This is a genomic window from Streptococcus sanguinis, assembly GCF_019929225.1.
In the GTDB taxonomy this organism is placed as follows: domain Bacteria; phylum Bacillota; class Bacilli; order Lactobacillales; family Streptococcaceae; genus Streptococcus; species Streptococcus sanguinis_J.
The window spans coordinates 12567-24730 of record NZ_JAHZPA010000004.1 but is presented as its reverse complement, the minus strand read 5'-3'; the positions used below and the strand labels follow the sequence as shown (position 1 = coordinate 24730).

At 45.2% G+C, this 12164-nt stretch carries 10 protein-coding genes and 1 other RNA gene; 10 read left to right on the top strand and 1 reads right to left on the bottom strand.

Going from position 1 to position 12164, the window contains the following annotated elements:
* Window positions 1–6 precede the first annotated feature (6 nt).
* From gpsB to K1I80_RS07500, 4 genes are all read left to right on the top strand, one after another.
* Window positions 7–369, top strand: coding sequence for a cell division regulator GpsB (gene gpsB, locus K1I80_RS07515; RefSeq protein WP_050540601.1), 363 nt, complete (start codon window positions 7–9; stop codon window positions 367–369).
* A gap of 22 nt (window positions 370–391) precedes the next feature.
* Window positions 392–759: RNase P RNA component class B (gene rnpB, locus K1I80_RS07510), an RNA gene on the top strand.
* A gap of 284 nt (window positions 760–1043) precedes the next feature.
* A complete protein-coding gene (locus K1I80_RS07505; protein ID WP_223313455.1) occupies window positions 1044–2198 on the top strand; it encodes a THUMP domain-containing class I SAM-dependent RNA methyltransferase in 1155 nt (384 codons plus the stop codon).
* Between the two features lie 12 nt (window positions 2199–2210).
* Window positions 2211–3662, top strand: coding sequence for a cell division site-positioning protein MapZ family protein (locus tag K1I80_RS07500; protein ID WP_223313454.1), 1452 nt, complete (start codon window positions 2211–2213; stop codon window positions 3660–3662).
* Between the two features lie 102 nt (window positions 3663–3764).
* Here the strand turns inward: K1I80_RS07500 and K1I80_RS07495 are convergent, their stop codons facing one another.
* Window positions 3765–4247, bottom strand: a complete 483-nt coding sequence (locus K1I80_RS07495; protein WP_002893508.1) for an S-ribosylhomocysteine lyase — start codon at window positions 4245–4247, stop codon at window positions 3765–3767.
* A 364-nt stretch (window positions 4248–4611) separates the two neighbouring features.
* On the opposite strand from K1I80_RS07495, the gene K1I80_RS07490 reads away from it, so the two are divergent.
* The 6 genes from K1I80_RS07490 (at window position 4612) to rsmB (ending at window position 12158) form a co-directional block, all read left to right on the top strand.
* Complete coding sequence (locus K1I80_RS07490; protein WP_002893506.1) at window positions 4612–6225, top strand: ribonuclease Y; 1614 nt, start codon at window positions 4612–4614, stop codon at window positions 6223–6225.
* A gap of 187 nt (window positions 6226–6412) precedes the next feature.
* Entirely contained in the window at window positions 6413–7045 is a 633-nt protein-coding gene (gene gmk / locus K1I80_RS07485) for a guanylate kinase (protein WP_002893505.1), read from the top strand.
* A 25-nt stretch (window positions 7046–7070) separates the two neighbouring features.
* Window positions 7071–7385, top strand: coding sequence for a DNA-directed RNA polymerase subunit omega (gene rpoZ / locus K1I80_RS07480; protein WP_002893503.1), 315 nt, complete (start codon window positions 7071–7073; stop codon window positions 7383–7385).
* A 60-nt stretch (window positions 7386–7445) separates the two neighbouring features.
* Window positions 7446–9833 carry a primosomal protein N' gene (locus tag K1I80_RS07475; protein ID WP_223311749.1) on the top strand — a complete coding sequence of 796 codons (2388 nt, stop codon included), beginning with the start codon at window positions 7446–7448 and terminating at the stop codon, window positions 9831–9833.
* Window positions 9834–9916: 83 nt separating this feature from the next.
* On the top strand, window positions 9917–10852 hold the full coding sequence (gene fmt, locus K1I80_RS07470; protein ID WP_223311748.1) for a methionyl-tRNA formyltransferase: 936 nt from the start codon (window positions 9917–9919) through the stop codon (window positions 10850–10852).
* The gene (rsmB, locus tag K1I80_RS07465) at window positions 10842–12158 is read left to right on the top strand and encodes a 16S rRNA (cytosine(967)-C(5))-methyltransferase RsmB (RefSeq protein ID WP_223311747.1); all 1317 of its coding nucleotides are present in this window, start codon (window positions 10842–10844) and stop codon (window positions 12156–12158) included. Before fmt ends, rsmB begins: the two co-directional genes overlap by 11 nt.
* Window positions 12159–12164 lie beyond the last annotated feature (6 nt).

Here is a 12164-nt window from a genome sequence, read left to right as displayed (position 1 = left end):
GAGAAGATGGCAAGTATTATTTTTACAGCAAAAGATATTTTTGATCAGGATTTTAAACGCGAAGTACGCGGCTATAGTAAGTCCGAAGTGGATGAGTTTTTAGATGATATTATCAAGGATTATGAGACTTACGCAGCCTTGGTAAAGGAGTTGCGTGAGGAAAATCGCCGTCTCAAGGAAGAGTTAGCTGCGAAGCCAGTTGAAAAAGCACCAGTTCAGCCGACTCAGCCTGTCCAATCAACACAAGCGACTCAGTCGACTGTGGAAAGCTTCCCTCAGATGACTTCTGCGACTAATTTTGATATCTTGAAGCGCTTGAATCGTCTTGAAAAGGAAGTATTCGGGAAACAAATTCTGGATCGTGAATAATGGTTCTTTTTAGAACAGTGCAATTTTTGGATAATCGCGTGGAAATTTTAGATTTTCATGAGGAAAGTCCATGCTAGCACTGGCTGTGATGCCGGTAGTGTTTGTGCTAGGCGAAGAAATAAGCCTAGGGACGGATTTTTCCGTTACGGCGACTGAAAAGGCTAAGTCTTTGGATATGTCTGATTAGGTCTGAAAGTGCCACAGTGACGTAGTTCTTCTGGAAACAGAAGAAGTGGAACGCGGTAAACCCCTCAAGCTAGCAACCCAAACTTTGGTCGGGGCATGGAGTGCGTGGAAGCGAACATAGCACTCTGACTGGAAACAGTAGACAGATGATTATCGAAGGAAATGGTACCTAGTCATTTCCGGAACAAAACATGGCTTACAGAAAATTGCATATAGGCTGAGGCTGGGACGGCAAGTCCTGTCCTCTTTAAATTTTATAATAGAATAGCAAGAGAGTGGCTGAGCGCTCTATTCTCTGCCAAGTTCAACTAGCTGTTGCTTCATTTGTCTGATGGATATTTCAAGGAATGAGCTAGCTGATAAATGGCAGCGAAACCTTCTCAGCCCAAAATTTAAAAAGGGAGTGAGACAAAAATCGTGATTTCGTCACATCGATTTTCCTCACTCTCCCTTTGTTTGTATAGATTGGAATCCATTTAAAAGCCGAGATGAAAGAAAAATTTAATTTAATTGCGACCGCAGCGGCAGGGCTAGAAGCTGTCGTCGGCCGTGAAATCAGAGAGCTGGGACTTGATTGTCAGGTCGAAAATGGCCGGGTTCGCTTCGAGGGTGATGTCAGTACCATTATTCAAACCAATCTCTGGCTGCGCGCGGCCGATCGGATTAAGATTGTAGTTGGCAGTTTTCCAGCCAAGACTTTTGAAGAGCTCTTTCAGGGAGTTTTTGCTCTGGATTGGGAGAATTATATACCGCTAGGAGCTAAATTTCCTATTTCCAAGGCCAAATGTGTCAAGTCAAAACTTCACAATGAGCCTAGTGTTCAGGCTATTTCTAAAAAGGCAGTTGTCAAGAAGCTGCAGAAGCATTATGCACGTCCGGAAGGGGTGCCCCTGCAGGAAAATGGAGCTGAGTTTAGGATAGAGGTTTCTATTCTAAAAGATGTAGCGACGGTCATGATTGATACAACAGGGTCTAGCCTCTTCAAACGTGGTTATCGTGTCGATAAAGGCGGTGCACCGATTAAGGAAAATATGGCAGCGGCCATTTTACTTCTGTCCAATTGGTATCCAGATAAGCCTTTGATTGATCCGACTTGCGGTTCTGGTACTTTTTGTATCGAGGCTGCTATGATCGGGATGAAGATGGCGCCGGGACTCCATTGTTCCTTTGCCTTTGAAGACTGGAATTGGGTGGATAAAGATCTGGTAGCCCAGGCTCGCTCAACTGCACTCAGTCAGATTGATCAGACCATCCAGCTGGATATTTCCGGCTCAGATATCGATGGCCGTATGGTAGAGCTAGCTCGAAAAAATGCTGAGCAAGCAGGAGTAGCAGAGCAGATTCACTTCAAGCAGATGCGTCTGCAGGATTTGCATACAGATAAGATTAATGGTGTGATTATCTCTAATCCGCCATACGGGGAGCGCCTCCTAGATGATGAGGCTGTGACTCGTCTTTATCAGGAGATGGGAGAAACCTTTGCTCCGCTCAAAACCTGGAGCAAGTTTATCCTGACTAGCTATGAAGCTTTTGAAAGAAAATATGGCAGTCAGGCCGATAAAAAACGCAAACTTTATAATGGAACTTTAAAAGTTGATTTATATCAGTATTTTGGCCAGCGGGTCAAACGTCAGTTAGATTAGAAAGGATTTGCCGTGACGAAAGAAGAAAACTACTCACCGGAAGAAGAAAAGAAAGAGTCTGTCCTTGATTTTGAAGAGGCCAAGGAAATGACAGTCGGACAAGCTACTCGTAAGAAAGAGGAGCTGGAAGCCGGTGTGAATGAAAGCGACAATGTGCTGGATAAGTATATCAAGCAGCACCGTCAGGAAATCGAAGCAGGAAAATTTGAAACCCAGAAAATCAGAAAGCTGCAGGAGCAGGAAGCGGCTCAGGCTGAGCAAGCCTCTTCTGATTTGACCGACTTCATCAAAGAAAGACGGCAAGAGGTTGAAAGTGAACAGGAGATTCCAACAGCTCAGTTGACAAGCACTGAGACAGCGAGTGAGCCAGAAGCAGCTCCAAATCCCTTAGGTTCTCGCAGTCAACGCTCAGAGCAGGAAGATGCGGTTCCTACCACTCCCGTTCAAAAGACATCTTACGGTCCTATTCCAGAACCGCTTGATGAAAAGGAATTACAGGTTCCTAAGACACCTTTCTACAAGAAAAAAGCTTTCCTTTATCCAGTTTTAGGACTTTTAGGGATTGCTGTAGCGGGCACGGGGCTTTACTTTGCTCTGGGGCATAATTGGGGTAACAAGACCGTTACAAGCTCAAACTCTTCAACATCGCAGTCCAGCAAAAAGAGCTCGTCTTCCTCTAGCTCTGATAATACTGCCAAGGATCTGAAGTCCTTTAATGATGAGTATGCTGCATTTTTCACAGATAGCAATCAGACAGCTGTCAAAAACAGTAAATTCGGCGACTTGGAAAAATTAAAAACCTTACTTGAAAAGCTAAAAGGCAGCAAAGACTATGATGCCGCTAAGAGCAAGTATGATTCCTTGGTCAAGCAGATTTCGGCTATCCAAAGTGTCAATTCACAGTTTGATGGCGGAGCAATCACTGACGGCGTCTTGAACAAGGAAGCCAAGGCCAATACCAATGCGACCTTCTCAGATGTATCAAGTGGCAATGCTAAATTAGATGAAGTTCTAAAAGCAGCGATTGCCCAAGGACGCGGCCAACAGATTCCAACACCGGCTCCTGCTACTGATCAAGGAGGTACAGGTGCAGGTACAAGTGGCGGTTCAAGTGCATCTGGTTCAGGGGCTTCCAGCTCTTACTCTGGCTATGGTCTTCCTAGCAACGGAGTAAATCTGCAGAGAGACCTCAGTCGTGTCCCTTATAACCAAGCAGCTATTGATGACGTCAACAATCCAGCTTGGACATTCAACCCTGGCGTTCTGGAGAAGATTTTGCAAACTTCTCGTGAGCGCGGCTACATTTCTGGAGACAACTATATTCTGGAACGCGTCAATATTATTAAAGGAAACGGCTACTATAACCTCTTCAAGCCAGACGGCACCTACCTCTTCAGTATCAACTGTAAGACTGGCTACTTCGTCGGAAATGGACCAGGTCATGCTGACTCACTTGATTTCTAGTCATCTTTGAACATTTCTTCAGCAGCTGGCTTTATAGCTTGTTGATGGATTTCATTATACATGCACAAAAAAAGTTCTCGATGTCGAGAACTTTTTATTGTTTTAAATCACATGGCGTTCAAAGGCATCATCTGAGATTCCTTGGCTGAGAATAAGTTTAGCCCATTCTTTGGCTGAGAAGAGGCTGTGATCCTTGTAGTTTCCGCAGGATTCAATGGTTGTTCCAGGGACATCTTCCCAGCTAGTTGACTCAGCGATTTCTTCCAGACAGGATTTGATGACCTGAGCAATCTGGCTGGAGCTGTGTTGGCCCCACATAATCATGTGAAAACCAGTGCGACAGCCAAAAGGTGAGCAATCAATCATACCATCAATGCGCTTGCGAATCAGCATGGCCAGCAAATGCTCGATGGTATGCAGGCCAGCAGTCGGAATGGAATCTTCATTAGGCTGAACCAGACGGATATCAAAATTGGAAATGATGTCGCCTTTAGGGCCGGTTTCCTCTCCGATGAGGCGGACATAAGGCGCTTTGACGATGGTGTGATCCAGCTCAAAGCTTTCAACGATAACTTCTTTAGACATGGTTTCTCCTTTACAATGTAGCGAGTGCGAGAAGGTTTTTCTAGTCATATCAAGCCATAGGTTTGTCTTATTAGTGAAGAAAAAGCCTGTCTCATATGCATCTTTTCTTCTCTGATTATAGCATAAAAATTTTTTATTTGGGAATAAAGTTTAGGTCTTAGGGGAATGAAAAGTTTGAATAATCTTGTTTATGGTTTGAAAAAGTTTTGGTGCTCAGGTTTCTACAAACTTTGAAGATTTAGTCGGTAAAAATTGGACAAAAGCTTTCTTGATTTTCAAAAAATAGGTTTGTGAATTTTTTAGATTTGTGATAGAATAGTATGGAATTTTGAATTCAACAATTAAATAGATTTGGAGTAAAAACATGGACCTATTTCCTATAATTATGTCTGTTTTTGCTGCCATCATTGGTTTAGTGATTGGATATGTAAGTGTCTCGGCTAAGATGAAATCATCTAAAGAAGCCGCAGAGCTTACTCTTTTAAATGCTGAACAAGAAGCAACCAATTTACGCGGACAGGCTGAACGCGAAGCTGATTTGATTGTCAAAGAAGCCAAGCGGGAAACAAGTTCGCTTAAAAAAGAAGCACTTTTGGAGGCAAAAGAAGAAGCCAGAAAATATCGTGAACAAGTTGATGCAGAATTTAAGTCTGAACGTCAAGAGTTAAAACAAATCGAAAGCCGCTTGACAGAGCGCGCTTCTACACTTGACCGCAAAGACGATAATTTAAGCAACAAAGAAAAGGCTTTGGAGCAAAAAGAACAAAGTCTCTCAGATAAATCTAAACACATTGATGCGCGTGAAGAACAAGTAGCGGAACTTGAAAAGCAGAAGGCAGCAGAGCTGGAGCGAGTTGCTTCGCTATCGCAGACAGAAGCGCGTGATATTATTTTGACGCAGACCGAAGACAAGCTTTCTAAAGAGATTGCGACTAGGATTCGGGATGCGGAGCAAGATATCAAAGAGCGGTCTGATAAGGTCGCCAAGAATATCTTGGTCCAAGCCATGCAGCGTATTGCTGGTGATTATGTCGCTGAGCAAACCAACTCAACGGTGCATCTGCCAGATGACAGTATGAAGGGGCGGATTATTGGCCGGGAAGGTCGCAACATTCGGACTTTTGAAAGTCTGACTGGTATTGATGTCATCATTGATGACACGCCTGAAGTGGTTACTCTCTCAGGTTTTGATCCGATTCGCCGCGAAATTGCTCGTATGACCATGGAAGCACTTTTGAAAGACGGTCGCATTCACCCAGCCCGCATTGAGGAGTTGGTTGAGAAGAACCGCCTGGAAATTGACAATCGCATTCGTGAGTACGGGGAAGCCGCAGCTTATGAAATCGGAGCTCCTAACCTGCATCCTGATTTGATGAAGATCATGGGGCGCTTGCAGTTCCGTACTTCTTATGGTCAGAACGTCCTTCGGCACTCTATTGAGGTTGCCAAACTTTCCGGTATCATTGCTGCTGAGCTGGGTGAAAATGCCAATTTAGCCCGCCGTGCTGGTTTCCTCCATGATATTGGCAAGTCTATCGACCGTGAGGTTGAAGGCAGCCACGTGGAAATTGGAACAGAACTGGCTCGTAAGTACAAGGAGCATCCAGTCGTTGTTAATACCATTGCCAGCCACCACGGGGATGTGGAAGCAGAAAGTGTCATTGCCGTTATCGTAGCTGCAGCAGACGCTCTCAGTGCCGCTCGGCCAGGTGCCCGCAGTGAATCTCTGGAAAGCTATATCAAGCGTCTCCAAGATTTGGAAGAAATCGCTAATAGCTTCAAGGGTGTCAAGAACAGCTTTGCTTTACAAGCCGGCCGGGAAATCCGGATTATGGTTCAGCCGGATAAGATTAAGGATGACAAGATTACGATTTTGGCTCACGATGTTCGTGAAAAAATCGAAAACAACTTGGAATATCCAGGCAATATCAAGGTAACGGTTATTCGTGAGATGCGTGCCGTCGACTACGCAAAATAAAGAAAAAAAGCAGTCTGGTAACAGATTGCTTTTTTCTTGAATTATCTGCTGGTCTATTTTGTTTTCCGTATGATTGCTTGCTTATTTTTTCTATTTTCTCAAAACTCTAGACACATACATTTCTTCCTATCCTCTTGAAATATCAGCCTAATTTTGTTACACTAGATAGAAAGACTGTGAAGGAGACATGATGACGGAACGAGGCTTATTAATCGTCTTTTCTGGTCCCTCTGGTGTAGGAAAAGGGACTGTTAGACGAGAAATTTTTGAAAGCACTGATAACCAATTTCAGTACTCGGTATCCATGACGACTCGTCCGCAGCGTCCAGGCGAAGTGGATGGAGTTGACTATTTCTTCCGCACTCGCGAGGAGTTTGAAGAGCTGATTCGTCAGGGACAGATGCTGGAGTATGCAGAGTATGTAGGGAACTACTACGGGACGCCTCTGACTTATGTCAATGAAACGCTGGATAAAGGTATTGATGTCTTCCTAGAGATTGAGGTTCAGGGAGCTTTGCAAGTCAAGAAAAAAGTTCCAGATGCCGTCTTTATTTTTTTGACTCCTCCAGACTTAGAAGAACTTAAAGACCGCTTGGTTGGTCGTGGGACAGACAGTGCGGAGATTATCGCTCAGCGCATTGAAAAGGCCAAAGAAGAAATTGCCCTCATGCGCGAGTATGATTATGCCATTGTCAATGATCAGGTGCCGCTAGCTGCCGACCGTGTAAAGCGCGTGATTGAAGCAGAGCATTTCCGAGTAGACCGTGTTATCGGCCGTTATCAGGACATGCTTCCAAAAAATGAAACGATTATTCGATAGAAAGTTAGAAATTAGGTAGAAAATTATGATGTTAAAACCGTCTATTGACACTTTGCTGGACAAGGTTCCGTCAAAGTATTCCTTGGTTATTTTAGAAGCTAAGCGCGCGCATGAGCTTGAAGCTGGAGCTCCCGCTACGCAGGAATTCAAGTCTGTCAAATCCACTCTTCGTGCTTTGGAAGAAATTGAATCCGGTAATGTCGTTATCCATCCAGATCCAGAAGGCAAGCGCGAGGCAGTTCGTCGTCGAGCAGAAGAAGAGCGCCTGCGTAAAGAAGAAGAAGAACGCAAGATTAAAGAGCAAATCGCTAAAGAAAAAGAAGAAGGTGAGAAGATTTAAGGTTGGGGATGCTCAATCTTATTTTTTCTGTAATGATGTTTAGGAAAGTGGGGTGAGAATGTGAAGCTAGCAAAGATTATTGTGGATGTTCCTCTGATGCAGACGGACAAGCCCTATAGCTATGCTATTCCAGAAGAGTTTGCAGGGATGCTGGAGGCTGGCATGCGGGTCCATGTCCCTTTTGGGCAGGGAAATCGTCTGATTCAGGGGATTGTGGTTGGTTTTGATGAAACGGGAGGCCAAGAAGAACTAAAGGAGATTGCGGAAGTCCTTGATTTCAGTCCCGTGCTGAATCAGGAACAGCTCTGGCTGGCGGACGAGCTGCGCAAGTCAGTCTTTTCCTATAAGATTAGCCTTTTAAAGGCCATGCTGCCTAGTCTTCTCAACTCCAGCTATGATAAACTACTCTATCCGACGGAGCTGCTGAATGATGAGGAACGTTCAGCTATCTTTGGTCAGGAGGACAGCCTTCGCTTTTCTGATTTGGACAAGAAAAGCCAGGCCAAGCTGATGCGACTGACCCAAACTGGCCGCATTCGTCTGGAGTATCAGGCGACGGACAAGAAGCATATTAAGACTGAGAAATGGTATCAGGTCAATTATACCGCTTTGCAAAATCATGATCTTCCCCGACAAGCTAAGAAAAAACAAGCATTAAAAGAAGTCTTGCTAGAGCAGCAGGATAGCCAGCTCTTGGCTGATTTGCGAGAAAACTTTTCGCGCGATATTATTAATTACTTTATCAAAGAAAACCTAATTAGCATTGAGGATAGAGAAATCAGCCGTTCTGCTGCTTATTTCCAAAAGGAGCGGCAGCAGCAAAACCTGACCTTAAATGATGAACAAGCCGCAGCGGTTGCGGCAATCACTCAGAAAATTGGTCAGAGTCATTCTCAGCCAGTTCTTTTAGAAGGGGTCACAGGCAGTGGGAAGACCGAAGTTTACCTGCAGGTCATCGCAGAGGCACTGGCCCAAGGCAAGACCGCTATCATGCTGGTTCCAGAGATCTCTCTGACTCCGCAGGTTACAGATCGCTTTATTTCTAGATTTGGCGACAAAGTTGCAATTTTGCATTCAGGTCTGTCCGACGGTGAGAAATATGATGAGTGGCGCAAGGTGGAGCGTGGAGCTGCCCAGGTCGTTGTCGGTGCGCGGTCAGCTATTTTTGCTCCGCTGACAAATATTGGAGCCATTATCATTGATGAAGAGCATGAATCCTCTTATAAGCAGGATTCCAATCCTCGCTATCATGCCAGAGAGGTGGCTCTCCTACGAGCTCAGTACAATCAAGCTGTCTTAGTGCTGGGTTCGGCAACTCCGAGCTTGGAGAGCCGTGCCCGAGCAAGCCGTGGAGTCTATGATTTTCAGCTGCTCAGCAAGCGTGCAAATCCGCTGGCGCAGATTCCTCAGGTGGAAGTGGTGGATTTTCGGGATTATATCGGGCAGCATGAAGCCAGTAATTTCACCCCGGTCCTGCTAGAGGCTATTCAAGATCATCTGGATAAGGGAGAGCAGACGGTTCTCATGCTTAATAGGCGGGGGTATTCCAGCTTTGTTATGTGTCGGGAATGCGGGACCGTTGATAGCTGTCCTAACTGTGATATTTCTCTGACCCTGCATATGGACACCAAGACCATGAACTGCCACTACTGTGGTTTTACTAAGAACATTCCTCAGAGTTGTCCTAACTGTGCCAGCCGCAGCATCCGCTATTATGGGACTGGGACGCAGAAAGCTTATGATGAGCTGGTTCAGCTCTTTCCTCAGGCTCGCATTTTGCGGATGGATGTAGATACGACCCGTAAGAAAGGCAGTCATGAAGCCATTTTAGAAAGCTTTGGTCAGGGGCAGGCAGATATTCTCTTAGGCACTCAGATGATTGCCAAGGGATTGGATTTTCCAAACGTGACGCTAGTTGGTGTACTCAATGCAGACACAGCTCTTAATCTGCCGGACTTTCGCTCTTCAGAGCGAACCTTCCAGCTGCTGACTCAGGTGGCAGGCCGTGCTGGTCGGGCTGAAAAGGCTGGTCAGGTCTTTATCCAGTCCTATAATCCTCATCATTATGCCATTGAGTTTGCCAAGCAGCAGGATTACGAGGGCTTTTATGCTTATGAAATGGGAATCCGCCGGCAGCTAGGTTATCCGCCTTATTACTTTACGGTCGGTCTAACCCTGTCGCACAAGGACGAAGAGACAGCAGTGCGAAAAGCTTATGAGATTATGGATATTCTGCGGAGCGGTCTGTCAGAAAAAGTGCAAATCTTGGGTCCAACGCCGAAGCCCATAGCTCGTACCCACAATCTCTATCATTATCAGATTTTGCTCAAATATCGCTTTGAGGACAAGCTGCAGGCGACACTAAATCAAGTCTTGGACTGGACACAGAATCGGGACAATAAAGATTTACGCCTGACAATTGATAATGAGCCACAAAATTTTATGTGAAGCATTTTAGCCGAGATTAAGGTTGTTGTAGACGACTTCTGATATAATAAGGGAAGGAACAAAGAAGGAATCAATAGTTGAAAATGATGAAAATAATATTTATGGGAACGCCGGACTTCTCAGCGACTGTCTTAAAAGGACTGCTGGACAGCGGTCAATACGAAGTGTTAGCAGTGGTAACGCAGCCGGACCGTGCCGTCGGCCGTAAAAGAGAGATTCGCATGACTCCAGTAAAAGAGTTGGCCTTGGAATACAAGCTACCGGTTTATCAACCGGAAAAGCTGGCACAAAGCTCGGATTTAGAGGAGTTGATGAACTTAGAAGCAGATGGTATTGTCACAGCTGCATTTGGACAGTTTTTGCCTAGCCGCTTGCTAGACAGTGTTGACTTTGCGGTGAATGTTCATGCCTCCTTGTTGCCTAAATACCGAGGTGGTGCGCCCATTCACTATGCTCTGATCAATGGCGATGAGCAGGCAGGTGTTACGATTATGGAAATGGTCAAGGAAATGGATGCTGGAGATATGATAGCCAACAGAGCAATTCCGATTGAAGAGACTGACAATGTCGGAACTCTCTTTGAAAAATTGGCGCTTATTGGTCGAGATTTGTTGTTGGATGTTTTGCCAGCTTATAGGGCAGGGCAGACTATCCCTCAGCCGCAGGATCCTAGCCAGGTCACTTTCTCTCCGAATATCAGTCCAGAAGAAGAGCGGATAGACTGGAGCAAAACAAACCGCCAAATTTTCAATCAAATTCGCGGCATGTATCCTTGGCCAGTAGCTCATACCTTGCTGCAGGGGCAACGCTTTAAGATTTACGAAGCAGATATGGCGTCTGGCGACGGTCAGCCTGGACAGATATTGTCTATTAGTAAAAAAGAGCTGGTGGTCGCAGCTGGTCAGGGAGCTCTCTCGCTGAAGACGGTTCAGCCTGCTGGTAAGCCCAAGATGGCTATCGTTGATTTTTTGAATGGACTGGGTCGCAGCCTGTCCATAGGAGATACTTTTGGAAAGTAAGCAAAAAACGGCCCGTTGGCAGGCCTTGGAAATTTTGGAAGAAGTTTTTGAAGAAAGAGCCTATTCCAATATCGCTTTAAACCGAGCACTGAGTCAAAGTCCGCTGAGTCAAGCAGATAAAGGTCTGGTAACAGAGCTGGTTTACGGCACAGTTGCTCGAAAAATCACTCTGGAGTGGTATTTATCCCATCTGATTGAGGATAGGGACAAATTGGATAACTGGCTCTACATTCTGCTTATGCTCAGTCTGTACCAGATGCTCTATCTGGATAAAATCCCTCAGCATGCAGTTGTTCATGAGGCTGTTGAAATTGCGAAAATACGTAAACGAGGCAGCGAAAAATTTGTCAATGCCTTGTTACGTAGGATTGAGCGTGAGGATGTGGCTGATTTTGAAACAATCAAGCGCAAAAACAAGCGCTATTCGATCCAGTATTCTTTGCCGGTCTGGCTGGTCAAAGACCTGATAGAAGAGTTTGGCGAAGAAAGAGCTCTAGCTATCTTTGCCAGTCTCTTTGTTCGTAGTAAGGCCAGCATTCGCGTGACGGATATGTCGCAAAAGGCAAAGCTTCGCCAGCTTTTAGGAGCTGAGGACTCGCTCTTATCTCCGTCAGCCTTGGTTAAGAAACAGGGGCATTTTGCTAGGCACCAGCTCTTTGAAAGCGGAGCGATTACGATTCAGGATGAGTCTAGTCAATTGGTGGCGCCAACTCTAGCCATAGAAGGCGAGGAGGAGATTTTGGATGCCTGCAGTGCACCGGGGGGCAAGACTGTTCACATGGCTTCCTATCTGACGAGCGGCCACATTATAGCTTTGGACCTCTACGATCATAAGTTAGAGCTCGTAGAAGAAAATGCAGAGCGGCTGGGCTTGGCTGATAAAATCACTACTAAAAAGCTAGACGCGACCAAGGTGTTTGAGACGTTTGGCCCAGATGCTTTCGATAAAATCCTGGTGGACGCTCCTTGCTCTGGTATTGGCTTAATTCGCCGCAAACCAGATATAAAATATAATAAAGAAAATGCAGATTTTGAGAATTTACAAAAAATTCAGCTAGATATACTAGACAGCGTTTGTCAAAGTCTACGTAAAGGTGGTATAATAGCTTATAGTACTTGCACGATTATGGCCAAAGAGAATTTTGAGGTTGTCGAAAAATTTCTGGCCAGTCATCCGAACTTTGAGCAAGTCTTATTAGACCATGAAAGAAAAGATATCGTCAAAGACGGCTGTATCTTGATTACGCCGGAATTATATGAAAGCGACGGATTTTTTATCAGTCAATTTAGGAAGATATCGGAATAAGAGGAG

Coding starts and splice junctions, on each gene's coding strand:
- gpsB (WP_050540601.1), top strand. CDS start 7: ATGGCAAGTATTATTTTTACAGCAAAAGATATTTTTGATCAGGATTTT.
- K1I80_RS07505 (WP_223313455.1), top strand. CDS start 1,044: ATGAAAGAAAAATTTAATTTAATTGCGACCGCAGCGGCAGGGCTAGAA.
- K1I80_RS07495 (WP_002893508.1), bottom strand. CDS start 4,247: ATGTCTAAAGAAGTTATCGTTGAAAGCTTTGAGCTGGATCACACCATC.
- K1I80_RS07490 (WP_002893506.1), top strand. CDS start 4,612: ATGGACCTATTTCCTATAATTATGTCTGTTTTTGCTGCCATCATTGGT.
- gmk (WP_002893505.1), top strand. CDS start 6,413: ATGATGACGGAACGAGGCTTATTAATCGTCTTTTCTGGTCCCTCTGGT.
- rpoZ (WP_002893503.1), top strand. CDS start 7,071: ATGATGTTAAAACCGTCTATTGACACTTTGCTGGACAAGGTTCCGTCA.
- fmt (WP_223311748.1), top strand. CDS start 9,917: ATGATGAAAATAATATTTATGGGAACGCCGGACTTCTCAGCGACTGTC.